This is a genomic window from Nocardioides exalbidus (assembly GCF_900105585.1).
GTDB classification, from domain to species: Bacteria; Actinomycetota; Actinomycetes; order Propionibacteriales; family Nocardioidaceae; genus Nocardioides; species Nocardioides exalbidus.
Map to the genome: position 1 here is coordinate 4,382,644 of NZ_FNRT01000002.1, position 24,181 is coordinate 4,406,824.

Here is a 24,181-nt window from a genome sequence, read left to right on the forward strand (position 1 = left end):
GGGCACGAAGTGCCCGGTGGATCAGCCGCGCGGGATCTCGCGCATCTCGAAGGCCTCCACGACATCGCCGATCTTGATGTCCTGGAAGTTCCTCAGCACCAGACCGCACTCGAAGCCCTCGCGGACCTCGGCGGCGTCGTCCTTCTCGCGGCGGAGCGAGGCGAGGTCGAGGTTGTCGGCCACCACCGCTCCGTCGCGCAGGATCCGGACCTTCGCGTTGCGGCGCAGGACACCGGAGGTGACCATGCAGCCCGCGATGTTGCCGGCCTTGGACGAGCGGAAGATCTCGCGGATCTCCGCCTGGCCGAGGGTCGACTCCTCGTAGATCGGCTTGAGCATGCCCTTGAGCGCTGCCTCGATCTCCTCGATCGCCTGGTAGATGACCGAGTAGTAGCGGATCTCGACACCTTCCTTGTCGGCCATCTGGCTCGCCTTGCCCTGCGGGCGGACGTTGAAGCCGATGATGATGGCGTCGGAGGCGGCGGCCAGGTCGACGTTGGTCTCGGTGATCGCACCGACACCGCGGTCGATGACGCGGAGCGAGACCTCGTCGCCGACGTCGATCTGCGACAGGGCGTCCTCGAGGGCCTCGACCGAACCGGACACGTCGCCCTTGAGGATGAGGTTGAGCTCCTGGCTCTCGCCCTTCTCCATGGAGGCCATGAAGTCCTCGAGGCTGCGACGCACACGACGCTTGGCCTGCATGGCCGCACGCTCGCGCGCCTCACGCTTCTCGGCGATCTGGCGGGCCATGCGGTCGTCCTCGACCACGATGAAGTTCTGGCCCGCACCCGGCACCGCCGAGAGGCCCAGCACCATCGCCGGACGCGACGGGTCGGCCTCGGCGATCTCGTTGCCGTGCTCGTCGAGCATCGCGCGGACACGGCCGTGGGCCGGACCGGCGACGATCGAGTCGCCGACCCGCAGCGTGCCGCGCTGGACCAGCACGGTCGCGACGGGGCCGCGGCCACGGTCGAGGTGCGCCTCGACCACGAGGCCCTGGGCGTCCTGGTCGGGGTTGGCACGCAGGTCGAGCGACGCGTCGGCGGTGAGCACGACGGCCTCGAGCAGCTTGTCGAGGTTGAGCCCGGCCTTGGCCGAGACGTCGACGAACATCGCGTCGCCGCCGTACTCCTCGGGGATCAGGCCGTACTCCGTCAGCTGGCCACGGACCTTCGTCGCGTCGGCCTCCGGCTTGTCGATCTTGTTGACCGCCACGACGATCGGCACGCCGGCCGCCTTCGCGTGGTTGAGCGCCTCGACCGTCTGCGGCATGACGCCGTCGTCGGCCGCGACGACCAGGATCGCGATGTCGGTGGCCTGGGCACCACGGGCACGCATGGCGGTGAACGCCTCGTGACCCGGGGTGTCGATGAAGGTGATGCGGCGGTCGTCGCCGTCGACCTCGGTGTGGACCTGGTAGGCACCGATGTGCTGGGTGATGCCACCGGCCTCCTTGTCGACCACGTTGGCGTCACGCAGTGCGTCGAGGAGCTTGGTCTTTCCGTGGTCGACGTGACCCATGACCGTGACGACCGGCGGACGGATGGCCAGGTCGGCCTCGTCGCCCTCGTCGGCACCGAACTCGAGGTCGAACGTCTCGAGCAGCTCGCGGTCCTCGTCCTCCGGGGAGACGATCTGCACGACGTAGTTGAGCTCCTCGGCGAGCAGCTCGAACGTCTCGTCACCCACCGACTGCGTCGAGGTGACCATCTCGCCCAGCGAGAACAGCATCTGCACCAGCGCTGCGGCGTCGACGTTGATCTTCTCGGCGAAGTCGGTCAGCGAGGCACCGCGCGGGAGCCGGACGGTCTCGCCGTTGCCCTTGCGGACACGCACGCCACCGATCGTCGGGGCCTCCATGGCCTCGAACTCCATGCGACGCGCACGCTTCGACTTCCGTCCACGACGCGACGGACCACCGGCGCGCCCGAAGGCACCCTGGGTCTGGCCGCGCTGGCCGGGACGGCCGCCACCCGGGCGACCGCCGCCGGACGGGCCGAAGCCGCCGGGACGACCGGGAGCGCCACCGGGCGCACCGCCGGGAGCGCCACCGGGGCGACCCGGGGCACCGCCACGACCGGGAGCACCCGGACGACCGGGAGCGCCACCGGGGCCACCACGGGCCGGGCGGGCGCCCGGGCCGTTGCCGAAGGCAGCCGGGGACTTGGGCATCATGGCCGGGTTGGGACGCGGCATGCCGGGGCGGGCGTCGCCGCCGGCCGGCGGACGCGGCGGACGGTTGTCGTCGCCGGCGGCCGGACGGGGCGCCGGAGGACGCGAGCCCATGCCCTGGCTGGGGGCGAACGGGTTGTTGCCCGGACGCGGCGCGCCGGGCCTGCCGACGGGACGCGGTGCCGGGGACGGCGCCTTGGCCGCGGGTGCGGCCGGGGCGGCCGGCGGCTCGGGCTCGGCGGCAGGTGCCTCCGGCTCGGCGACAGGTGCCTTCGGGCCGGGCTTCGGGCCGGGCTTGGCGGCCGGGGCGGGAGCCTCGGCTGCCGGGGCCGGGACCTCGGCGGGAGCCTCGGTCGCGGCGGGCGCGGGGGCCGGCTTCGGGCCGGGCTTGGGCGCGGTCTTCGCGGCCGGCTTGTCGGCCGGGGCGTCGGTCGCGGTGTCGGCGGCGGGGGCTGAGGCCGCAGCGGCCTTCAGCTCGTCGCCGTACTGCTTCTTGAAGCGCATCTCGACGGGCGGCTCGACAGTCGACGATGCCGACTTGACGAACTCCCCCATCTCCTTGAGCTTCTCGAGAACGAACTTGCTCTCGACTCCGAACTCCTTGGCGAGTTCGTGGACTCGGGTCTTTGCCACGGTTGCTTCTGCTCCTTCTGGTCCGTGACCCCAGAAGGACAGGGGAAACGGAACAGCTAGTGGGTGTGCACACTCATTACGAGTTACTCATCGAGTGCTCATGAGCTGCGTGCTCCAGTTTCTGGTCGGTGCTGCTGTGATCCGGACGGTGGTGCGTGCGCGGTGAGCCACTCCTCGAGATGGGCCTCCACCGGGGCACCGCTGAGATTCTCCCCCCTGCGCAGCGCACGGGGAAATGCTCGGCGACGCACGGCGAGCTGCCAACACTCCTGCGTGGGGTGGACGTGCGCCCCACGGCCTGGTGCCCGGTGGTGCGGATCGGGCACCAGGGCCGGTCGGCCCTCGGCATCCGTCCCCGCGACCACGCGGAGCAGATCGCTCGCAGCGGCCCTGGCCCGGCAACCCACGCAGGTCCGGACGGGTCCGGGCGCAGGGGTGTCAGACGTGGTGGCCACTATCGTCAACAATAGCCCGTGCCGCCAGTGGCTGACGAACCGGGCGTTCGTGCGCGTGGGTCATGCTGGCTCGGTGAACCCGATCGGTGACCTGACCCGGCGCCTGGTCTACCAGGCGGGCCGGACGCGCGGGGACCTCCCGCCCACCACCTACGAGCTGGACCGCGACGGCACGGTGGTGCGCGGCTGGGTCACCCGACCCGGGTCGGCCCGCGCGGTGGTCTACTTCGGCGGCAACATCGAGGACGTGAGCGGCTGGCGCCAGCGCTTCCGTACGTCGCTGGGCGGGCGCACGTCGTACCTCGTCGCCTACCGCGGCCACGGCGCCTCCGACGGCATCCCGACCGAGCGCGACCTGGTCGAGGACGGGATCGCGGTGCTGCTCGACGTCGCGGGGCGGCACGAGTCGGTCGCCGTGATCGGGCGCAGCCTCGGCAGCGGGGTGGCGGCGCAGGTCTGCTCCGACCCGCGGGTGCGCGACGTGGTGGAGTCGGTGGTGCTGGTGACGCCGTTCGACAGCCTGTCCGGGGTCATGCGCACCCTCTTCGGCGGCCTGCCCGTCGACCTCTTGGTGCCCGACCGCTTCCCGTCCGTGGAGCACGTCGGCGCCATCGCGGCGCCGATCCTCGTGGTCCGCGCCGGGCACGACACGATCGTGCGCCCCGAGGCCACCGACCGCCTCGTGGCCGCCCTGCCACCGGGTGCCCGGGTCGTCGAGCTCCCCGAGGAGGACCACGTCTCGGTCGCGCAGCCGGACGCCTACTGGAACGAGATCCAGCGGTTCCTCGGGGAGCCCGTCACCTGATCGGTCGTCGGACCACTCGTCGGACCGGTCGGCGGATCAGTCGTCGGCGGGGTCGGGCGCCTCGTCCGAGCGGATGTCGATCCGCCAGCCCGTGAGGCGGGCGGCGAGCCGGGCGTTCTGGCCCTCCTTGCCGATGGCGAGGGAGAGCTGGAAGTCTGGCACGACGACGCGGCACGAGCGGGCGGCCAGGTCGACGATCTCGACCGAGTTGACCCGGGCCGGCGACAGCGCGTGGGCCACGAGCTCACCGGGGTCCTCGGCCCAGTCGACGATGTCGATCTTCTCGCCGTGCAGCTCGCTCATCACGTTGCGCACGCGCTGGCCCATCGGGCCGATGCACGCGCCCTTGGCGTTGACACCGGGAATCGTGGAGTGGACCGCGATCTTGGTGCGGTGGCCGGCCTCGCGGGCGATGGCGGCGACCTCGACGGTGCCGTCGGCGATCTCGGGCACCTCGAGGGCGAAGAGCTTCTTGACCAGCGTCGGGTGCGAGCGCGACAGAGTGATCTGCGGGCCGCGCATGCCCTTGCGGACCGAGGTCACCAGGCACTTGATGCGCTCGCCGTGGACGTAGCTCTCCCCCGGCACCCGCTCGCTGATCGGCAGGATCGCCTCGAGCTTGCCGAGGTCGACCATCACGTCGTCGGGGTTGCGACCCTGCTGGATGATGCCCGAGATGATGTCGCCCTCCTTGCCGGAGAACTCGCCGAACTTGATCTCGTCCTCGGCGTCGCGCAGGCGCTGCAGCATCACCTGCTTGGCGGTGGTCGCGGCGATGCGGCCGAAGCCGTCGGGCGTGTCGTCGTACTCCGGGCCGGCGTTGCCCTCGTCGTCGACCTCGCGGGCCCACACCGTCACGTGGCCGCTCTTGCGGTCGAGCTCGACGCGGGCGGGGTGGGACGACTCGGTGGCGCGCTGGTAGGCGGTGAGCAGGGCCTGCTCGATGGCCTCGGCCAGCACCTCGAAGGAGATCTCCTTCTCGCGCTCCAGCATCCGCAGGATGCTCAGATCGATGTCCATCAGTCGTCCTTCGTGTCGCTCTTGCGGTTGAACTCGATCTGCACGAGCGCCTTGGCCACGTCGGCGTAGGCGACCTCGTGCTTCGCGCCGGAGACGTCGAGCGTGGCCGACTCCTCCGACGAGGTGAGGATCCGTCCGGTCAGGCTCGACCCGTCGGTGAGCGTGGCCTTGACGAGGCGGTCCTCGTTGCGGCGCCAGTGGCGCGGCAGGGTCAGGGGGCGGTCGACGCCCCGGCTGGTCACCTCGAGCGTGTAGGGCATCTCGCCCATCACGTCGGACTCGTCGAGCACCCGGGAGATCTCGCGCGTCGCGTCGGCGACGTCGTCGAGGGTGACGCCGCCGTCCTTGTCGACCGCGACGCGCAGCACGCGGCGCTTGCCGGCCGGGGTGATCTCGACGGCCTCGACGTCGAGGTCCATCACGCTCAGGGGGTCGACCAGCTCCGCTTCGATGCGGTCCCGGGTGGCGTCCTGGTGGGAACTCATGAGGATGCACGACCTCCTTGTGCTGTTGTCGAGGGATCACCCTAGCGGCCGTCTCCACACCCTCGACATCCCCGTCGCGCAGGTCCGGACCTGGCCTGCCCGTTAGGGTTCGGGGGTGCCAGGACGCCCGCTCTCACGTCGTACGACGCTGGGTGCGGCGCTCGCGGCACCGCTGGCCGTCCCCGTCGTGGCGGGCTGCGACATCGACCCGCCGAGGGCCTCCTCGACCGACGGGCCGGCGACCACCCAGGAGCCCGCGCAGGAGCCGCCGGAGGACGCCGCGCTCGTCGCCACCGTCGTGGCCGCCCTCGTGCGGGCGCAGTCCGTGCTCGAGTCGGCGACGCTCTCGGTACCGAGCCTGGGCCGTCGGCTCGAGCCGCTCGGCGCGGCGCACGCGGCGCACCTCGAGGTGCTCGTCGGCGCGGTGCCGGACGCCGAGCGCCCGACCGCTCCCCCGCCCACGGTCGCGCCGCAGATCCTCGGCGCGCTGCGGACCGTGCGCCGCTCGGAGCAGCGGCTGCTCCGCGAGCTCCGCGAGGGATGCGTGGCCGCCGCGAGCGGTGACCTCGCCCGGGTGCTGGCCAGCGTCGCCGCGTCGACCGCCCAGCACACCGCCGCCCTCTCCACCGAGGTGACCTCGTGAGCGTCCTCGACGCGTTGCAGAGCACGCTCGCCGACGAGCACGGGGCCCTCTACGCGTACGGCGTCCTGGGCGCCCGCACGTCGCAGTCGGCGACCCCGGCGCTCTACGACGCCGTGACCGCCGGCTACCGGCGCCACCGGGCCCGGCGCGACCAGCTGCGCGCCATGGTCGAGGACGCCGGCGGTCAGCCCGTCTCGGCCGCGGCGGCGTACGACGTCGGGGGGCCGCTGCTGACCGGCCCCCAGGTGCAGGCGGCCGCGCTCGCGCTCGAGGCGGACTCGGTGGCGGTGCTGCTCGCCCTCGTGGCGCAGTCGACGAGCGACGTGCGCGAGTGGGCCCTGACCGAGGCGACCTGGTCGGCGGCCTGGCAGCTGGAGCTGGGCGGCGCGGCCCAGACCTGGCCCGGCGCCCCCGAGCTCGACTGAGCTCGACCGAGCACCTGCCGCGGGCCGGGGACGACGCCAGGCGGAAATGAAGAACGGCCCGTGGCCTCCACCCTTGGGAAAGTCCCGAGATCCTTCCCAAGGGCCGAGGACACGGACCGCCTTCGTGGGGTTGGTCAGCATCACCCTGTGTGACCCCTCCTGTGGGGGTGGAGCGGCCACATGCACAATCATGCATTCGTTCCGACCAGAACAGAAGCAGTTCCCGGCTGCATGTTCTTGCAACGCACAAACATGCAGGGCGTGCGCCCGCGCGGGCGGTGCGGTCAGCCCTTGTCCAACGTCCGGACGACCGCCGGCACCTGCGCCAGGGAGGTGACCCTCGCGTCCGGCTCACCCTCGGTGTGTCCGACCTGCTCGGGAGGGATCGCGCTGAGCGGGACGTGGATCGCCAGGAGACCGGCGTTGTGGGCGCCCCAGACGTCGTCGAAGAGGCGGTCCCCCACGTAGACGCAGGCGGACGGGTCGCTGACCCCGACCGCGTCCATCGCGGCCCGGAACGCCAGCGGCGACGGCTTGGTCCACGGGATCTCGCTGGAGTAGACGTCGCCGTCGACGAGGTCGTACACCCCGTCGCGCTCGAAGAAGCCGACGTGCCACTCACGCGGCCAGATGGTGTTGGACAGGACACCGACCTTGAGCCCCGCCGCGCGCAGCTCCTCGAACATCGGCCGCACCTCCGGGTCGGTGAGGGTGTGCGGCTCCCAGAAGTCGTAGTAGGCCTGCAGCAGTTCGGGGTCGTGCTCGAGCCCGGCCTCGGTGAAGAGGTCGGCGATCGTCGCGCTCTGCTGGTGGTCACGGCTCCGTCCCCACAAGGCCGCACCTGCGCCGTGCAGGCGCGCGGCGTGCGCGTGGTGGTCGTCGTCGGGCGACGGCGAGGCACGCACGGCCTGGGCGAGCGCCACCGACTCGGCGTGGAAGTCGACGTCGTGCCAGCGCGTGAGGGTGCCGCCCCAGTCGAAGATCACTGCCTCGATCGCCATGCCGGTGAACCTAGTGGTTGACGTCGTCGGCGCTCGACCAGAGCGAGCCGTCGACGGGCCAGGGCAGCACCTCGAGGAGCTCGTCGGCGACGAGGTCGTCGACCAGCGCCCGGCTGCCGCCGACGAGGGTCGAGTCGAGGTCGGTGTCGTTGGACATCGCCCACGCGCGGTCGGCCGGCCACCACTCGGACGGGCTCTGCCACGCATGGGGAGCCCACATGGCGAGGTGCTCGTCGGGCGTGGGCGGCGGTGCAGGCGGCTGGCCGTCCGGGATGAAGACGGTGATCGTGCCGCTGGTGGCGTCCGGGCCGAGGGCGTGCCCGACGGAGGGCGCCTCGGCGCAGAGCCGCTCGACGTCGGCCACCGGTCGCCGGAAGAGGAAGTAGTCGCGGCCGGGCTGACGGGCGGTCGGCAGGTCGCGCCACGCGGTGGGCCACACGCCGTAGCCGTCCCAGAAGGCGACGACGGTGTCCTCGGGCGTGCCGGTGTGCCGGGCGAGCACGTCGGCCAGGGCGGCGAGCAACCGGCGATCGAGGAGTCCCTCGTGCGGGTCGCCACCGGCCCATCCGGTCCCGTGGGGCGGTCCGTGGTCGCTGGGCGAGCTCCGTGCGGCCAGCCGGTGCCACTGGGCCTCGGGATGGAGCGTCGTACCCATCTCCTCGGCCACCGCCGCCCACGTCGCCGGGTCGCCGTCACGGTCGCGGGCCGGGTGGAGGATCCGGGCGTACGCCTCGAAGCCCGCCGGGACCAGGAACCCGACGGCCGGTTGCGCGTCGCCCGAGCCCCACGTCGTGTCCCACCAGTCCGCCTCCGACGGGTCGGCGTCGGGGCGGATGCCGGCGAGGTGGGCGCGCCACCTCGCCAGGTCCCGTGAGGCGGCGTCTCCCCTCCTCGACCAGCGGATGGGGTCAGCTCCGGACCAGGCCCACGATGCGCGCCGCGGCGTCGGCAACCGCGACGTCCTCGCGCTCGCCGGACTTGCGGTCGCGCACCTCGACGACGCCGTCGGCCAGGCCGCGGCCGACCGTGACGATCGTGGGCACGCCGATGAGCTCGGCGTCCTTGAACTTCACACCGGGGCTGACCTTGCCGGCCCGGTCGTCGAGGAGCACCTCGAGACCGGCGTCCTTGAGGTCGCGGGCCAGCTGCTCGGCGGCGGCGTGGACCGCCTCCTCCTTGCCGGCGGCGACGACGTGGACGTCGGCGGGCGCGACGTCGCGGGGCCAGCACAGGCCCAGCTCGTCGAGGGTGCCCTCGGCGATGGCCGCCACGGCACGCGACGGACCGATGCCGTAGGAGCCCATCGTGACGGTGACGAGCTTGCCGTTCTCGTCGAGGACCTGCAGGCCGAGGGCGTCGGCGTACTTGCGACCGAGCTGGAAGATGTGGCCCATCTCGACGCCGCGTGCGGACTCGAGGACGCCGTCGTCGCCCCGGACGGAGCAGCTCGGGCAGGCGTCGCCATCGCGGACCTCGGCGGCCTCGATCGTGCCGTCGGGCGTGAAGTCGCGGCCGACGGTCATGTCGATGACGTGGGAGCCGTGCACGTCGGCGCCGGTGACCCAGCGGGTGCCCTCGGAGATGCGGGGGTCGACGACGAAGCGGATGCCGGAGGTCGATTCCTCCCCCAGGGACCCGGGGCCGATGTAGCCCTTGACCAGCGCGGGGTGCTTGGCGAACTCGGCCTCGTCCATGGGCTCGACCTCGATGGGCTCGAGCTGGCCCTCGAGGCGCTTCTGGTCGACCTCGCGGTCACCGGGCACGCCGATGGCGAGGGGCTCACGGGTGCCGTCGGGGTGCTTGAGCACGACCAGGACGTTCTTGAGCGTGTCGCCGGCGACCCAGGGGCGGTCGTCGCGGGGGAACGCCTCGTTGAGGTGGTCGACCAGCGAGTCGATGGTGGGTGTGCCGGGGGTGTCCTCGGCGTGCGCGGCGGGGACGTCGTCGTACGACACCGCAGCGGGCGCGGGGACCGTGACGGCCTCGACGTTGGCGGCGTAGTCGCAGCGGGTGCAGCGGACGTAGGTGTCCTCGCCGACCTCGGCCTTGGCGAGGAACTCCTCGCTGGCCGACCCGCCCATGGCGCCGGAGGTCGCCTTGACGATGACGTACTCGAAGCCGAGGCGGTCGAAGATCCGGACGTAGGCGTCGCGGTGCTTCTGGTAGGACTCCTCGAGCCCGGCGTCCGAGACGTCGAAGGAGTAGGAGTCCTTCATGACGAACTCGCGCCCGCGCAGCAGGCCCGCGCGTGGACGCGCCTCGTCGCGGTACTTGGTCTGGATCTGGTAGATCGAGAGGGGCAGGTCCTTGTAGGAGGAGTAGAGGTCCTTCACCACGAGGGTGAACATCTCCTCGTGGGTGGGGCCGAGGAGGTAGTCGGCGCCCTTGCGGTCCTGGAGGCGGAAGATGTTGGGGCCGTACTCGGTCCAGCGGCCGGTCGCCTCGTAGGGCTCCTTGGGCAGCAGGGCGGGGAACGACAGCTCCTGCGCACCCATCTCGTCCATCTCCTCGCGGATGATGTCCTCGATGCGGCGTAGCACCCGCAGGCCCAGGGGCAGCCAGGTGTAGATGCCGGGCGCGGCGCGGCGGATGTAGCCCGCGCGGACCAGCAGCTTGTGGCTCGGCACCTCGGCGTCGTTGGGGTCGTCGCGCAGGGTGCGCACGAACAGGGTCGACATGCGGAGGAGGCGGCCAGTCATGGGCGCAAGGATAGGTGCGGGCCTCCGGCCGCCGCGAACCAGTTCCGTCAGGTGCCGAGCACGGTGAACGACGCGGCGGTGGCGGCCATCACCGGATCGCCTTCCGCGGCCTGTCTGGCGGCCAGCAGCGCGTCACCGAGCCCCCCTCCGGCGCGGAGGCTGGCGTGCAGCGCGACCATCACCTCGACGGTCGCGGCGTCGTCGACCTCGGCGAGGCTCGAGACCACTCCCGCGGTGCCCATCGAGAGCAGCGCGGCGGCGAGGCCGAGGAGCTCCTGGTCGCCGACGGGGGCCATCACGCCGGACTCGCAGGCCGACAGCACCACGCGGTGTGGCGGACGCTCGAGCCGCTGGAGGTCGTGCACGAGGAGCGGTCCGTCGGACATCACGAGCGAGGAGAAGAGCGGGCTGTCCTCACGGAAGTGACCGTGGGCGGCGACGTGAGCCAGGGCCGCGCCGTCGAGCGCGGCGAGGGAGGCCGCGACCGTGGCGCCGTCGCCGTCGAGCACCTGTGCCTTCGGGTCCTGCGCGGCGACAGCGGGGACCTCGGCGCCGCCGCTGCCCAGCCCGGGTCCGACGAGCATCACGCGGCGGTCGGGGTCGGCCGGCCGGGCAGACCTCGCGCGCAGCCACAGCCGCGCGGACGGCGTGCTGCTGAAGGGGCGGTCGGCCAGTGCCGGCAGCAGTCCCCACGGCACGCCCTGCAGCGTGGACGTGCCGGACACGACGACGCGCGACTCCCCCACCCGGTCGAGCGCGCGGCCGAGCACGGCCTGCTGGAGGCGGGCGCCCGCCGCCTCGACCTGCGTACGACGACCGCGCGAGGCCTGGCGCAGCGTGAAGAGCGAGAAGTCGACGGCCTTCGAGGCCGCCAGGGCCGGGCCGACGTGGAGGTGGCGGACCCGACCGCGGCCGGCGACGAGGGCGTGGAGCTCGCCGTCGACCTCGGTCAGCTCGACGAGCGTGGTGTCGTCCTCGCGCAGGGCGTCGAGGAGCTCGGGGACGTCGAGGGCCGAGGCCGTCTCGCCCGAGCCACGCTCGTGGAAGAGCCGCTGGCGCACCGCCTGCTCGAGCCTGGTGGCGCGGGCCTGGAGCCGTTCGGTGGGTTGCCCAGCTGAGCGCGCCTCGGCGAGGCGACTGTGCTGGGCGCGCAGGGCTGCGAGGTCCGCCGTGGTCGCCGCATCGTGCTCGGCGCCCGCCCACGGGATCGAGAGAGCGGTGGCCCGCCACCTCTCGGCCCACCGGAGCAGTCGGCGCGCGTCGCCGGACGCCAGTGCGGTCCGGGTGCCGAGCTCGGCCAGCTCGGCGCCGTGGCTGGACGAGAGCGCGCGCAGCTCCTGGCTGCCGAAGGTCGCCTGGTGCTCGTCGAGCGCCGCGAGGCCGCGTTCGCAGGCGCGGAGCACTCCGCCCACCTCACCCGCGTTGGCCCGCCGACGCGCGAGCGCGAGCCAGCCCAGCGCGCGGGTCGTCCCCAGGTGCGAGCCGCGGAAGCCCGAGGCCTCGGCCAGCCACTCGTCGACGAGACCCGCGGCACGCGCCGACCGGACGCGACCGCCCAGCTCGGCGCCGAGCATCAGCGCCTGAGGCAGCTCCATGGCGCTGTTCCCTCGGGCTGTGTCCACGAGCCTCTTGACACGCTGCAACAGCCGATGCGGTCGACCGGTCGCCTCCTCACGCGCGGCGATCGCGAACAGCTCGGACCTGATCCAGTGCTGCTCACGCCCCTGTTGTCGGAACAACCGACACGCCTCGTCCGCGGCGATCTTGGCCCGATCCGGGTCGGGAGCAGCGATCGCAGCGCCCGCCAGCGCCAGCAGGAGGTCCGCGCGCTCAACAGGCAGAAGGGGACGAGCCTCGAGCGCGTGCTCGACGACCAGGAGCGCGTCCGCTGCGAGTCCACCTGCCAGATAGGCAGCGCACTGGTCGAAGACGAGGTCCACTGCGGTGATTCCGAGCAGTTCGAACATGGCGGCGGCCCGTGCGTAGCGCTCCAGCGCCACGGGCAGGTCACCAGCCAGGAAGGCGAGCCATCCTTGGCTGTGGACACCCACAGCCGCGTCCCAGTCCAGCCCCAGCGCGGAGTGGATCTCGAGCGCCGCAGCGAAGGAGCGGCGAGCGCCGTCGAGGTCGCCGAGTCCCGTCCGGGTGAGACCGTCGAGGTGAAGGGCGCGCGCCCGCCACACGTCGTCGTCGGCCCGGTCGAGGATCTCGAGCGCACGACCCAGGTCGGCGCCGCCCTCCTCGAGTCGTTCGAGGCTGAAGCTCAAGACGCGGGCACGCCGCACGAGCACTCGCGCCAGTGAGATCCCCTCGAGCTCTTCTGCCGCGCGGTCCAGCTGAGCAAGACCCTCTCGGGTCTTGCCGGCGTAGACGAGCGTTCCGCCCAGGGTCGCCCGCACGTCACTCTCGCGGTCGCCATCGACGCCGTGGGCAAGACGAAGCGCCGTTCGCAGGTGGGTGAGGGATTCCTCCGTCGCGCCCATGTCGCGCAAGACGATCCCCAGTACCTGGTGGCCGATCGATGCGATCGCGCGATCCGGATCGGGGATCAGCTCGATCAGTGCCGTCGACCGGGCTCGCTCGGGATCGGCGAACAGGGTGCGCAGCAGGTCCTCCGCCTCGTCCCGGTCCACGGCACTCATCCTTGCCGATCCGACACGAAACTGTGGCAAACCCCTCCTACCCACACGCGCGCGGCGCTAGCGTCGGACCATGGGCGACTGGAAGATCGGCGACGACGCACGACGACGCAGCACCGACCAGCTGAGGGACCTCAAGGAGGCCAACGACGGCGCCGTCGCCTGGGACACCGAGGCACCGGCGGACTTCACCTACCTCTACCACCCCGACCGCCTCCTGGTGGACGCCGACGACGCCGACGCGTTCGACCAGGCGCTCAGGCGCCTCGACGAGGGCATCTTCCAGGACCCGCCGAAGCGTGACGACGTGGTCCTGCTGGACGGCGAGCTGCTGCGCTACCTGCTGCCTCCGCGAGCGGGCGGGCAGACGGTCCTTGACGTGCTCGACCTGCTCGAGCGCGGAGGGCTGCGGCGAGGAGCCGCCTCTCCCGACCACTGGGTGCACGTGAGTCCCGGCGGCCCCGGCGGCACGGCCTGTCCGGCCGTCGAGCCGATGGAGACCGGTCTGAAGGAACCCTGGCCGCCGGTCGCCGTCCAGGAGAAGGGCTGCGAGGTGAGCGTCGTGGTCGTCGACACCGGCTGGCACCCGCCGGCCGCGACCGATCCCCGCACCCCGTGGATGCACGACATCGAGGGCGACGACGAGCTCAACGGACCCGACCTCCGCCCCTATGCCGGGCACGGGACCTTCATCGCCGGCGTCGTCCGGTGCATGGCTCCGCAGACGAAGATCTTCGTCGAGGGCTTCGCGGTCGGTGGCATCGGTGGGGGCGGGATCCTCGAGTCCGACCTCGTCGTGCAGCTGGAGGAGGCACTCACCCACGACCCGCAGGTGATCAACCTGTCAGCCGGCTGCCGCACCCGGGACGACCTGCCGTCGATCGCGTTCGAGAAGTTCTACCGGACCCGGCTCCGCAAGCGGGACTGCGTGCTGGTCGCCGCCGCCGGCAACGACGGCTGGGCGGCGCCCTTCTGGCCCGCCGCAGCCCCGTGGTGCGTCGGGGTGGGCTCGCTCGACCGTGACGGTCGGGTCTCCGAGTTCTCCAACTTCGGCGTCTCGGCGGACGTGTTCGCGCTCGGTCGCAACCTCGTCAACGCGTTCCCCGACGGCAGCTTCGAGTGCCACGAGACACCCGACAAGGGCGACATCCGGATCTTCGGCACGGGCATGGCCCGCTGGAGCGGCACGTCGTTCGCCGCGCCGGTCGTCGCGGGCCTGATCGCCCGCGAGATCAGCGAGAGCGGCTCATCGGCCAAGGAGGCCCGCGACGCCGTCCTCGCCCGGTCGGTCTACGACTCCGACCCGATGGTCGGTCCACACCGGGAGCTGCGCCAGCCCTACGCCTGACGGCTCAGAGCTCGACCCAGCGGCTGCTGACCGCGTGGCCGCGGTAGTGGACGGTGAAGCGCACCTCGCCGGTGGGCTCGGCCTCGATCGAGAAGAATCCGAACTCGTCGAGGCCGGACCGCCAGAGCTCGGCGGAGGCGCCGCGGGTCTCCACGGCGACCTCGACGGACCCCATGTCACCGTCGAAGTCGAGGAGCTGTCCACGCACCTGGTCGCCGTCGATCTCGGCGTCGAGGGACCAGCCCTCGGCGACCGTGAAGTAGAGCATCCGGGCTGTCGCGAGACCACGGACCGCGGCGGCCGCCTCCTCGGCGGAGTCGCGGACCAGGACGAGCAGCTCCCACTCCTGGTCGAGGTCGGACGCCGCGACGGCAGCGATCATCTTCGCCACGAGGTCGCTCGGCGGCGGGTCGTAGGTCAGCCACATGTCACGCAGTTCCTCGAGGAGGGCGTCGTCCCCCGTGCTGTGCACGCTCATCGCCCGCCTCCTTTCGCTAGAGCGGTTCGGACCTTGGCCAGGCAGCGGGCCCGCGTGGGTCCGATGCTCCCGACGGGCATGTCGAGGTCGTGGCTCAAGGACTGGTAGTCGGGCCGGTCCATGAAGGCGACGACCCGGAGGAGCTTCTGGCACCGCTCGTCGAGCGAGGCCACCGCGTTCCAGAGCCCGGCCGCCTCCTCGTCGAGCATCGCGAGGGCCTCTGCCGACTCCACGTCCGGGAGCACGGCATGCAGCTTCTCGTCCTCCACCGGGTCGGCACGGCGTGCCGACCTGGCGTGTGCGGCTGCGCCGCGCCTGGCTGAGGTGATCAGCCAGGACGCGACCGCCTTGGGGTCGGCAATGGTCTGGTGGCGGCGCACGAGTCCCAGCCAGGTCGCCTGGATCACGTCCTCGGCCGCCTGTCGGTCCAACCCGTAGGCCCTCACCACGTGCCACAGCACAGGAGTCATCGTCGAGACCAGCTCGTCCACGGCCCTGGCGTCCCCCGAACGCCAGGCGATGAACGCCCCACTGGCCTTGCTCCACGGTGACTCGTCGGACTGCCCCTCAGTCCTGCTGTCCTCTGACATGGTGACCATTGTCCCCATGTCAGTACAGGAGCGGGCACGCGCCGTGCTGATACGTACCAGTCGAACTTTTTCTCGCCAGCCGCTCCCGGCTGCGCCATGGTGGTCACAGGCACTCGCCCCAGGGACTCGGTCGGGAGGGACCATGCGCCACCACCATCGAAGGATCGCCACGGCCGCGACCGCGCTGATCGCCCCGTTGGCGCTGCTGGCCGCGCCGGCGGCCGCGGCCGACCTCCGGCCGGGGTCCCTGCCGCGCGGCGCCGACCTGGCCCTCCCCTACGTCGAGGGCACGACCATCGTCGACGGCACCCGCGTGGTCGTCGTACCCGTGAAGAAACCGGTGCTCGTCGCCGAGGTGCGCGGCGGCTACCTCGTGCGCGACCGACGCTTCGCCGACGTCGTGCTCGTCGACCACGACGGCGCGAAGTCCCGGTTGCCCGGTGCCGACGAGGACACCATCACCAGCCCGGACGGCCGGCTCTACGCCTCGGCGGGGCTGGCCGGCGACGGGGTCACCGTCGTCACCGTCCGCCGGGTGAAGGACGGCGAGCGGCTCGGCACGCGCACGTTCCGCAGCTGGGTCGACACCAACATCGGCCGTTTCGCGCACCCGATCGACCTCGACGGCCACCGCCTGCTCATCGGTGGCGACGGCGGCCGGGTGGTGGTGTGGGACTGGAAGCGCGACACGCTGCGCGACGTCATCGACGACAAGTGGCACCTGCAGGTGGGCAGCCTCGCCGACGGCGTCGCCGCCGGCTGGACCGCGCCCGGGGAGCGCTGCACCTTCACCGCCCGCCTCGCGACACCGCACCGCCGGCTGTGGAGGTCGTGCGACGAGCAGGTCGTCGCGCTCTCCCCCGACGGGCGCCGGATGGTGACGACCGACCGTCGGGTCTTCCTCGGCTTCGGCCGGGTGCGGTTCCTCGTCATGCGCACGGTGACCGGCCGCGAGCTCGGTCGCTGGACGGCGGAGCGGTTCACCGACATCAGGTGGGAGACCGGCTCGGCGATCAGCTTCCGCGTCGACGGGCGCACGAGCACGGCGATGGTGCGGTGCACCCCGAAGCGCTGCCAGGCCGCCTCCGACCCGACCCCGCTACCGGAGTAGGCCGGCCGGGTCAGAACATGAGGGTCGCGAAGGTGGCGGTCTGCTCGAAGCCGACGCGGGCGTAGGCCGCACGGGCCGCGGTGTTCCACTCGTTGACGTAGAGCGACACGACCGGCGCCATGCCGGTCCCGAGGACGTGCTGCACGACGGCGGACATCCCGCTCGTCGCGAGGCCCTCGCCCCGGCGGTCGGGTCGCACCCAGACCCCCTGCACCTGGGCGGCGTAGGGCGTCACGCAGGCGACCTCGGCCTTGAAGACGACGCCGCGGTCGTCGAAGCTCGCCATCGACCACCCGCGCGCGATGAGCTGCTGGATGCGGGCGCGGTAGAGGTCACCGCCGCCGGCGTCGTTCTCCGGGGAGACGCCGACCTCCTCGGTGTACATCGCCACGCACGCGGGATAGAGCTGCTCGAGGTCGCGCGGCGTCGTGGGGCGTACGTCGACCGCTGCCGCCACGGCGGACGGCGACGAGATCTCCAGGTGGGGCTGGAGCGGCCGGTGCTCGCGGGGGCGCGCCCACCGCGGCTCGATGATGCCCCACAGCGAGCCGACGACCTCGCTCGGCCCGACGATCGTGCCCACGCTGGAGCGCCGGCGCAGCGCCACGTCGGCGAACGCCCCGACGTCCTCGGGGGTGCACTGGACCGGCACCAGGTTGGCGCCGAGGTGGCAGCCCGCGACGAGCTCCTCGCCCTCGAACCGGCCCCAGACCTGCCCCCCGAGCCAGCGCTCGTCGAGGTTGGTCAGGCGCGCACGGTAGTCGGCGAAGACGTTGACGACCGGGTCCTGCTCCGCGAGCGCGATGAACCGGTCCCGGTCACCCGGGCCCAGCACGCGCACCTGCTCGCGGGTCCTCAGCATGCGGGGAGCCTAGCGCTCGTCGCAGGCGACGCGACGACGCGAAACATGACGGCCACATGGCCCGACTACGGTGGCGCGCGTGACGATCCGCGTAGCCCTCGAGCACCGCACCACCTACACCTTCGCGGAGCCGGTGACGGTCCACCCGCACACCGTCCGGCTGCGACCCGCACCGCACTCCCGGACGCCGATCGAGGCCTACTCGCTCACGGTCGAGCCGCGCGGGCACTTCCTCAACTGGCAGCAGGACCCGTTCGGCAACTACCTCGCGCGCCTCGTCTTCCCCGAGCCGGTGAAGGAGCTCGCCATCACCGTCGACCTCGTGGCGGACATGACGGTCGTCAACCCGTTCGACTTCTTCGTGGAGGACGACGCCGCGCGCTACCCGTTCGCCTACGAGCCCGGCCTCGCGGCCGAGCTCGCGCCGTACCTCCAGCCGGTCGACGAGGAGGGGCTCGGCGGGCCCGGGCCGGTCGTGCGCCAGTGGCTCGCGGCCAGCGGGCTCGCCGACCGCACCGACGGCATCGTCGACTTCCTGGTCGCGGTCAACCAGACCGTGCGAGGCGACGTGAGCTACACCGTGCGGATGGAGCACGGCGTGCAGACGCCCGACCACACGCTGACCAGCCAGTGGGGCTCGTGCCGCGACAGCGCCTGGCTGCTGGTGTCGGTGCTGCGCCAGCTCGGGCTCGCGGCGCGCTTCGTGTCGGGCTACCTCGTCCAGCTGACCTCCGACGTCACCGCGATCGACGGGCCGTCAGGGCCGGCGGAGGACTTCACCGACCTCCACGCCTGGACCGAGGTGTTCGTGCCCGGCGCCGGGTGGATCGGCCTCGACCCGACGAGCGGGTTGTTCGCGGGCGAGGGGCACATCCCGCTCTGCGCGACGCCCTCCCCCGCGTCGGCCGCGCCGATCAGCGGGGCGACCGCGCCGGTGGAGGTGGGCTTCGCCTTCCACAACGTCGTCACCCGGATCCACGAGGACGCCCGCGTCACGCTCCCCTACTCGGAGGCGCAGTGGGCCGCGGTCGACCGGCTCGGCGAGCACGTCGACGGCCTCCTGCGCGCCGGCGACGTCCGCCTCACGATGGGCGGCGAGCCGACCTTCGTGTCGGCGGCCGACCAGGCCAGCGAGCAGTGGACCGTCGCAGCCGACGGCCCCGACAAGCGGGTGCTGGCCAGGCGGCTGACCGAGCGGCTGGTCGAGCGCTGGGCGCCGGGCGGGCTGGTGCACCACGGGCAGGGCAAGTGGTACCCCGGCGAGCCGCTCCCGCGCTGGCAGGCCCAGCTCTGGTGGCGCGCCGACGGTGAGCCGCTGTGGCACGACCGGGCACTCCTCGACCACCCGTGGGTCGACCCCGTCGTCGCCGCGGGCGAGGCCCCGACGGAGGCGGTCGCGCGATCGCTGGCGGCCGGGCTCGGCGTCCCCGACGAGCACGTCCTGGCGGCGTACGACGACCCGTTCGCCCGGGCGTGGGACGAGGCCCGGCGGCCGGTCGGTGACCCCGTCGATCCCGAGGTCCCGGAGGTGGCCTCGGTCGACGTCACGGCCGGCAGCCCGCGGGCGTGGGTCGTGCCGGTCTTCGAGGACCCGTCCGGCGAGGGCTGGGGCACGGCGCGGTGGCGGCTGCGCCGCGACCGGCTCTTCCTGACCACCGGCGACTCACCGGCGGGCTACCGGCTGCCGCTCGACTCCCTGGCGTGGAACCCGCCCCCGGACCTGCCCGACCGCTCCCCCTTCGCCCCCTCCTCCCCGCTGGGGACGGTGGGTGTCGGGCCCGCCACCGTCCACGACGTCGAGGAGTCACCCCGCCACGCCGTCGTGGTCGAGGAGCGCGACGGCCACCTGTTCGTCTTCCTGCCACCGCTCACCGACGTCGCCCTCGCGCTGGCGCTGGTCCGCACCATCGAGGCCGCGGCCGCTGCAGCAGGCGTCCCGGTCGTGCTCGAGGGCTACCCCTGCCCAGCCACCCGTCGCTGACGAGCCTGTCGGTGACGCCCGACCCCGGTGTCATCGAGGTCAACATCCAGCCGACGCGCACGTGGGGCGAGCTGCGCGACCTCACCGAGAGCCTCTACGAGGACGCCCGGCAGGTCGGCCTCGCGACGGAGAAGTTCGACACCGACGGCACCCACACCGGCACCGGCGGCGGCAACCACTTCACCCTCGGCGGCCCGACGTCCGCGGACTCCCCGCTGCTGCGCCGGCCCGCCCTGCTCCGGAGCCTGGTCACCTACTGGCAGCACCACCCGTCGCTGTCCTACGTCTTCAGCGGGCGCTTCATCGGCCCGACGAGCCAGGCGCCCCGGGTCGACGAGGGCCGCCACGAGACGCTCTACGAGCTCGAGATCGCCTTCGCCGAGCTCGAGCGCACCACGCGCGAGGACGGCGAGGCCGCGCCCTGGCTCGTCGACCGGCTCTTCCGCCACCTGCTCACCGACGTCACCGGCAACACCCACCGCTCCGAGTTCTGCATCGACAAGCTCTACAGCCCCGACAGCGACCGCGGCCGCCTCGGGCTGCTGGAGCTGCGCGGCTTCGAGATGCCGCCGCACCCGCGGATGGCACTGGTGCAGGCTGCTCTCCTCCGCGCGCTCGTGGCGCGATTCTGGTCGGAGCCCTACACCGGGCCGCTGGTGCGGTGGGGCACGCGGCTCCACGACACCTTCCTGCTGCCCGCCTTCGCGATGGCCGACCTCGAGGACGTCGTGCGCGAGACCAACGACCACCTCGGTGAGGGTGCGCCGCACTTCGACCCGGCCTGGCTCGAGCCCTTCTGGGAGTTCCGCTTCCCGCGGCTCGGCGAGACCACCGTCGCCGGCGTCGGCCTCGAGCTGCGCGGGGCCGTCGAGCCGTGGCACGTGCTCGGCGAGGAGGTGTCGCTGGGCGGCACGTCGCGCTACGTCGACTCCTCGGTCGAGCGGGTGCAGGTCGCCGCCACCGGGCTGGTCGAGGGTCGCCACGTCGTGACCTGCAACGGCGTACCCGTCCCGATGCGCAGCCTCGACGGCCGCGCCGTCGGCGGGGTCCGCTACCGCGCATGGGCGCCGTACTCCTCGCTCCACCCCACCATCGGCATCCACTCCCCGCTCACCTTCGACCTGGTCGACACGTGGAGCAGCCGCTCGCTCGGCGGCTTCACCTACCACGTCGCGCACCCGGGCGGCCGCAGCTATGACGACCACCCCGTCAACGCGATGGCGGCCGAGGCCCGCCGGGCGTCGCGGTTCGAGGCGCTGGGCCACACGAGCGGCCGGATGGAGGTGGGTCCGCTCCCCGACCGCGGCGTGGAATATCCAGCAACGCTGGACCTGCGTCGCCACCTCCCCGGAGATCGTTAGGGTTCGCGGGTGAGCGTCCCGGCCAGTGTCCCCGTGAGCGATCCCGGCACGGGTGCGCTCACGGACTACCGCGCCCTCGCCGGTGCGGCGGGCGGCCCGGACGAGTGGTACGACGACGCCGGCCGGCTGCGGCCCGAGCAGGAGCCGGTCACCTCCGCGATCGACGCACTGGGCCTGCCCGGCCTGCTCGCCGCCCGCGCCGAGGCGCGCCGGCTGGTGGACGACGACGGCATCCGCTACGGACCCGCCGGACCCGACCAGTCCAACGACGAGCCCGAGCGCGGCCGCAGCTGGCTGATCGACCCGCTCCCGGTCGTGATCGGTGCGGGCGAGTGGGCCGGCCTCGAGGCCGCCGTGCGCCAGCGCGCCCGCCTGCTGCAGCTCCTCCACGACGACCTCTACGGACCGCGGCGGCTGCTCGCCGAGCGCGTCGTGCCCGCGGACGTCGTGCTCGGCCACCCCGGCTTCGTCCGCGCCGTCGACGGCATCGCGCACCAGCGGCTCGTGCTGACCGCGACCGACCTCGCCCGCGGCGCCGGCGGCGACTGGACCGTCATCGCCGACAAGACGGCCGCGCCCGCGGGTGCGGGCTACGCGATGGCCAACCGCCGCGTCACGAGCCGCGTGCTCGGGTCGGTGCACCGCCGTGCGTCGCTGGCCCGGCTGCGCGGCTTCTTCGACACGATGGCCCAGGCCCTCGGCGCGGCGGCGCCCGGCGACGTGGACGTGCCGCGCGTCGCCCTGCTGACGCCCGGCACCGGCTCCGAGACGTCCTACGACCAGGCGTTCCTCGCCACGCTGCTCGGCTTCCCGCTCGTCGAGGGCGACGACCTCCACGTGCGCGACGGCCGCGTCTGGATCCGCAGCACCGGGCGCCGGGAGCCGGTCGACGTCGTCGTACGCCGGGTGGATGCCGAGTTCTGCGATCCGCTCGAGCTGCGCGGCGACTCCCAGCTCGGGCTGCCCGGGCTGGTCGAGGCCACGCGCCGCGGCGCCGTCCGGCTGGCGAACCCGCTCGGCTCCGGGGTCCTCGAGAACGCCGGGCTGGCGCCCTACCTCCCTGCGATCGCGCGGCGGCTCCTCGACGAGGACCTGGCGCTACCCTCGGCGCCGACCTGGTGGTGCGGTGACCCGCTGGGCCTCTCCCACGTCCTCGCCCACCTCGACCGGCTCGTGGTCAAGCCGATCGCGCGCGGTCCGGTCGTGGCCGCCCGCTTCGGTTGGGAGCTCTCCGCCGCCGAGCGTGACGACCTGCGCCGCGAGGTGGAGGCGCGGCCGTGGGCGTGGGTGGGCCAGGAGCCCGTCGCGATGTCGACCGCGCCCGTCGTCACCCGTGCGGGGCTCGCCCCCGGGCGCTTCGTGCTGCGCACCTTCGGCGTCGCCCGCGGCGACGACCACCACGTGATGCCGGGTGGCCTCGGCCGGGTCAACACGTCGGCCGACTCGATGCTCGTCTCCAACGCCAGTGGCGCGCTCGCGAAGGACGTGTGGGTGCTGACCGACGAGCCGTCCGGCGTGCGCGGCTGGGCGGCTCCCGATCCGGCGACGCAACCCGCGCTCGTCCGGCTCCAGCGGCGGACGGCGGTCGCACCGCGTGTCGCCGACAACCTCTTCTGGGTCGGTCGCTACGCCGAGCGCGCCGAGGGCGTGGCCCGCCTGCTGCGGGTGGCCGACGACCTCGCAGAGGACCACGCAGGGCGGCCCGGGACCCCGGGCGCGGACACCACCGACGTGATGGTGCAGGCGGCCGTGGCGCTGACCGGGATCCAGGCGCAGCCGGGCCAGGGGTCGGTCGACCACCTGCGCGCGATGGTGGGCCGGCCGCACCGGGTCGGCACCGTCGCGCACGCCACCCACCGCCTCGTGGCCGCCGCCGACAACGTCCGCGACCAGCTGTCCCAGGACATCTGGCACGTGTTGTCCCGGCTGAGCCGCACGCTGGTCGCGCCGACTGCCGGTGATGCCCCGCTGCGCCTCCAGCTCGACACCGTGCTGGAGTCGCTCCTGGCCGTCGCCGGCGTCGTGCACGAGAGCATGGTGCGCGACCAGACGTGGGGCTTCCTCGACGGCGGCATCCGGGTCGAGCGCGCCCAGCACACGGTCGCGCTGCTGCGGGCGACGCTCGCGGTGGAGCGGCCGCCGGTCATCGACGGCCAGGTCACCGAGTCGGTGCTGGAGGCGTGCGAGAGCATCCTCACCCACCGGCGGCGGACGGCGTCGGGCGAGGGCCCGGCGTGGCCGATCCACTCCGCGATCTCGCTGCTGCTCGTCGACGTGGGCAACCCGCGGTCGGTGGCGTTCCAGGTGGCGCGCCTGGGCGAGGCGTTGCGGCTGGCCGACGACGACCTGCTCGTCCACCGGGCCGACGAGCTCGGCGCGCACCTCGCGGGCCTCGACCTCGTCGAGGTGTGCGCGGGCGACCGGGCGGGCCTCCGGACGGTGCTCGGCACCGTCGAGGAGACGCTGCGCTCGATCTCGACCGACCTCACCACGCGCCACTTCCGGCGCAAGCCCACCCAGCGGGTGCTGCTCGGCGACTGGGCGAGGACGCGCGGATGAGCCGCCAGGGGCCCGAGGACTTCGTCCCCCGCAGCTACGAGGTGCGGCATCGGACGACGTACACCTACTCCGGCGACGTCACGACCTGCTATGAGCGGGGGTTCCTGCGACCGCGCGAGACGCCCTCGCAGCGGGTCGTCGGCAACGAGGTCCGCATCTCTCCCGAGCCGCACCTGGTCAGCGAGCACACCGACCACTTCGGCAACCGCAGCTTCTACGTCGAGGTCCGCTCGCCGCACCAGGTGCTCGAGGTGACCAAGACGAGCGTCGTGCACGTCGACTGGCCCGAGGTCGACCTGGACGCGCTCGACCGATGGACCGTCGGGTCCGCGGCCGCGGAGGTCGCCCGCACCGGTGACCCGGTCGCGGTGTCCGACCACCTCCTGCCGTCGCCGCTGGTGGAGGTCGACGACGCCGTCCGGGCGTACGCCGCGCTGCACCTCGCGCCGGAGCGCCCGCTGGGCGAGGCGCTGGTCGGGCTCACCCACGCGATCTTCGGCGACTTCGACTACCGGCCCGGGACCACCAACGTCCGCACCACGTTGCAGGAGCTGCTCGAGGAGCGGCGCGGGGTGTGCCAGGACTTCACCCACCTCGCCCTCGGCTGCCTGCGCGCGGCCGGGCTGCCCGGCCGCTACGTCAGCGGCTACCTCGAGACCGCTCCCCCGCCCGGGAAGGAGAAGCTCGAGGGCGCCGACGCGTCGCACGCGTGGGCCTCGGTGCTGGTGCCGGGCGGGTCGTGGGTGGACCTCGACCCGACCAACGACCACCTCGCGGACAGCCGCTACGTCGTCACCGCCTGGGGCCGCGACTTCCGCGACGTCTCGCCGCTCAAGGGCGTGATCTACACCGAGTCGACGAGCTCGACCCTCGACGTCGGCGTCGACGTGACCCGCCTGCCCGAGCTCTGA

At 73.0% G+C, this 24,181-nt stretch carries 19 protein-coding genes and 1 pseudogene; 9 read left to right on the forward strand and 11 right to left on the reverse strand.

What is annotated here, in order from left to right; genetic code table 11:
* Positions 1-21: 21 nt before the first annotated feature.
* Both infB and BLV76_RS21310 read right to left on the reverse strand, forming a co-directional pair.
* On the reverse strand, positions 22-2,808 hold the full coding sequence (gene infB, locus BLV76_RS21305; protein ID WP_090971935.1) for a translation initiation factor IF-2: 2,787 nt from the start codon (positions 2,806-2,808) through the stop codon (positions 22-24).
* 98 nt (positions 2,809-2,906) lie between these two features.
* The gene (locus BLV76_RS21310) at positions 2,907-3,263 is read right to left on the reverse strand and encodes a DUF448 domain-containing protein (RefSeq protein WP_090971937.1); all 357 of its coding nucleotides are present in this window, start codon (positions 3,261-3,263) and stop codon (positions 2,907-2,909) included.
* A gap of 73 nt (positions 3,264-3,336) precedes the next feature.
* Here BLV76_RS21310 and BLV76_RS21315 point away from each other — a divergent pair, with 73 nt between their 5' ends.
* On the forward strand, positions 3,337-4,068 hold the full coding sequence (locus BLV76_RS21315; RefSeq protein WP_090971938.1) for an alpha/beta hydrolase: 732 nt from the start codon (positions 3,337-3,339) through the stop codon (positions 4,066-4,068).
* 36 nt (positions 4,069-4,104) lie between these two features.
* Here the strand turns inward: BLV76_RS21315 and nusA are convergent, their stop codons facing one another.
* Both nusA and rimP read right to left on the reverse strand, forming a co-directional pair.
* Positions 4,105-5,088 carry a transcription termination factor NusA gene (nusA, locus tag BLV76_RS21320; protein ID WP_090971940.1) on the reverse strand — a complete coding sequence of 328 codons (984 nt, stop codon included), beginning with the start codon at positions 5,086-5,088 and terminating at the stop codon, positions 4,105-4,107.
* The gene (gene rimP / locus BLV76_RS21325) at positions 5,088-5,573 is read right to left on the reverse strand and encodes a ribosome maturation factor RimP (protein WP_090971942.1); all 486 of its coding nucleotides are present in this window, start codon (positions 5,571-5,573) and stop codon (positions 5,088-5,090) included. Before rimP ends, nusA begins: the two co-directional genes overlap by 1 nt.
* 115 nt (positions 5,574-5,688) lie before the next feature.
* Here rimP and BLV76_RS21330 point away from each other — a divergent pair, with 115 nt between their 5' ends.
* Both BLV76_RS21330 and BLV76_RS21335 read left to right on the forward strand, forming a co-directional pair.
* Positions 5,689-6,216, forward strand: coding sequence for a hypothetical protein (locus BLV76_RS21330; RefSeq protein WP_090971944.1), 528 nt, complete (start codon positions 5,689-5,691; stop codon positions 6,214-6,216).
* A complete protein-coding gene (locus tag BLV76_RS21335) occupies positions 6,213-6,641 on the forward strand; it encodes a DUF4439 domain-containing protein (protein ID WP_090971945.1) in 429 nt (142 codons plus the stop codon). Before BLV76_RS21330 ends, BLV76_RS21335 begins: the two co-directional genes overlap by 4 nt.
* Positions 6,642-6,925: 284 nt before the next feature.
* Here the strand turns inward: BLV76_RS21335 and BLV76_RS21340 are convergent, their stop codons facing one another.
* From BLV76_RS21340 to BLV76_RS22730, 4 genes are read right to left on the reverse strand one after another with little or no spacing between them, the layout of a single operon-like run.
* The gene (locus BLV76_RS21340; RefSeq protein ID WP_090971947.1) at positions 6,926-7,642 is read right to left on the reverse strand and encodes an HAD family hydrolase; all 717 of its coding nucleotides are present in this window, start codon (positions 7,640-7,642) and stop codon (positions 6,926-6,928) included.
* A 10-nt stretch (positions 7,643-7,652) separates the two neighbouring features.
* Entirely contained in the window at positions 7,653-8,594 is a 942-nt protein-coding gene (locus BLV76_RS21345; protein WP_090971949.1) for a hypothetical protein, read from the reverse strand.
* On the reverse strand, positions 8,551-10,341 hold the full coding sequence (locus tag BLV76_RS21350; protein WP_245734833.1) for a proline--tRNA ligase: 1,791 nt from the start codon (positions 10,339-10,341) through the stop codon (positions 8,551-8,553). The genes BLV76_RS21345 and BLV76_RS21350 overlap by 44 nt, the downstream gene beginning before the upstream one ends.
* Positions 10,342-10,388: 47 nt before the next feature.
* Positions 10,389-11,936 carry a CHAT domain-containing protein gene (locus BLV76_RS22730; protein ID WP_175539777.1) on the reverse strand — a complete coding sequence of 516 codons (1,548 nt, stop codon included), beginning with the start codon at positions 11,934-11,936 and terminating at the stop codon, positions 10,389-10,391.
* A gap of 54 nt (positions 11,937-11,990) precedes the next feature.
* On the opposite strand from BLV76_RS22730, the gene BLV76_RS22735 reads away from it, so the two are divergent.
* The gene (locus tag BLV76_RS22735) at positions 11,991-12,644 is read left to right on the forward strand and encodes a hypothetical protein (RefSeq protein ID WP_175539778.1); all 654 of its coding nucleotides are present in this window, start codon (positions 11,991-11,993) and stop codon (positions 12,642-12,644) included.
* Positions 12,645-13,053: 409 nt separating this feature from the next.
* Positions 13,054-14,328 (forward strand): S8 family peptidase, encoded by a 1,275-nt coding sequence (locus tag BLV76_RS21360; RefSeq protein WP_090971956.1) that lies wholly within the window; start codon positions 13,054-13,056, stop codon positions 14,326-14,328.
* 4 nt (positions 14,329-14,332) lie between these two features.
* Here the strand turns inward: BLV76_RS21360 and BLV76_RS21365 are convergent, their stop codons facing one another.
* Entirely contained in the window at positions 14,333-14,806 is a 474-nt protein-coding gene (locus BLV76_RS21365; RefSeq protein WP_090971958.1) for a hypothetical protein, read from the reverse strand.
* Positions 14,803-15,396, reverse strand: a complete 594-nt coding sequence (locus tag BLV76_RS21370) for an RNA polymerase sigma factor (protein WP_217630419.1) — start codon at positions 15,394-15,396, stop codon at positions 14,803-14,805. Before BLV76_RS21370 ends, BLV76_RS21365 begins: the two co-directional genes overlap by 4 nt.
* A gap of 142 nt (positions 15,397-15,538) precedes the next feature.
* Here BLV76_RS21370 and BLV76_RS21375 point away from each other — a divergent pair, with 142 nt between their 5' ends.
* Positions 15,539-16,507, forward strand: a complete 969-nt coding sequence (locus tag BLV76_RS21375; RefSeq protein ID WP_090971962.1) for a hypothetical protein — start codon at positions 15,539-15,541, stop codon at positions 16,505-16,507.
* Positions 16,508-16,517: 10 nt separating this feature from the next.
* Here BLV76_RS21375 and BLV76_RS21380 read toward each other — a convergent pair whose 3' ends face one another.
* Positions 16,518-17,369, reverse strand: a complete 852-nt coding sequence (locus BLV76_RS21380) for a GNAT family N-acetyltransferase (RefSeq protein ID WP_090971964.1) — start codon at positions 17,367-17,369, stop codon at positions 16,518-16,520.
* 133 nt (positions 17,370-17,502) lie between these two features.
* On the opposite strand from BLV76_RS21380, the pseudogene BLV76_RS21385 reads away from it, so the two are divergent.
* The 3 genes and pseudogenes from BLV76_RS21385 to BLV76_RS21395 all read left to right on the forward strand — a co-directional run bounded on the left by BLV76_RS21385 (position 17,503) and on the right by BLV76_RS21395 (position 24,181).
* Positions 17,503-20,711 (forward strand): annotated as a pseudogene (locus BLV76_RS21385) (transglutaminase family protein).
* A gap of 33 nt (positions 20,712-20,744) precedes the next feature.
* Positions 20,745-23,270: a circularly permuted type 2 ATP-grasp protein gene (locus BLV76_RS21390; protein WP_175539779.1), complete on the forward strand. Its 2,526-nt coding sequence runs from the start codon at positions 20,745-20,747 to the stop codon at positions 23,268-23,270.
* Positions 23,267-24,181, forward strand: a complete 915-nt coding sequence (locus BLV76_RS21395) for a transglutaminase family protein (protein WP_090971968.1) — start codon at positions 23,267-23,269, stop codon at positions 24,179-24,181. Before BLV76_RS21390 ends, BLV76_RS21395 begins: the two co-directional genes overlap by 4 nt.

Coding starts and splice junctions, on each gene's coding strand:
- nusA (WP_090971940.1), bottom strand. CDS start 5,088: ATGGACATCGATCTGAGCATCCTGCGGATGCTGGAGCGCGAGAAGGAG.
- rimP (WP_090971942.1), bottom strand. CDS start 5,573: ATGAGTTCCCACCAGGACGCCACCCGGGACCGCATCGAAGCGGAGCTG.
- BLV76_RS21340 (WP_090971947.1), bottom strand. CDS start 7,642: ATGGCGATCGAGGCAGTGATCTTCGACTGGGGCGGCACCCTCACGCGC.
- BLV76_RS21350 (WP_245734833.1), bottom strand. CDS start 10,341: ATGACTGGCCGCCTCCTCCGCATGTCGACCCTGTTCGTGCGCACCCTG.
- BLV76_RS22730 (WP_175539777.1), bottom strand. CDS start 11,936: ATGGAGCTGCCTCAGGCGCTGATGCTCGGCGCCGAGCTGGGCGGTCGC.
- BLV76_RS22735 (WP_175539778.1), top strand. CDS start 11,991: ATGCGGTCGACCGGTCGCCTCCTCACGCGCGGCGATCGCGAACAGCTC.
- BLV76_RS21360 (WP_090971956.1), top strand. CDS start 13,054: ATGGGCGACTGGAAGATCGGCGACGACGCACGACGACGCAGCACCGAC.
- BLV76_RS21365 (WP_090971958.1), bottom strand. CDS start 14,806: ATGAGCGTGCACAGCACGGGGGACGACGCCCTCCTCGAGGAACTGCGT.
- BLV76_RS21370 (WP_217630419.1), bottom strand. CDS start 15,396: ATGTCAGAGGACAGCAGGACTGAGGGGCAGTCCGACGAGTCACCGTGG.
- BLV76_RS21375 (WP_090971962.1), top strand. CDS start 15,539: ATGCGCCACCACCATCGAAGGATCGCCACGGCCGCGACCGCGCTGATC.
- BLV76_RS21380 (WP_090971964.1), bottom strand. CDS start 17,369: ATGCTGAGGACCCGCGAGCAGGTGCGCGTGCTGGGCCCGGGTGACCGG.
- BLV76_RS21395 (WP_090971968.1), top strand. CDS start 23,267: ATGAGCCGCCAGGGGCCCGAGGACTTCGTCCCCCGCAGCTACGAGGTG.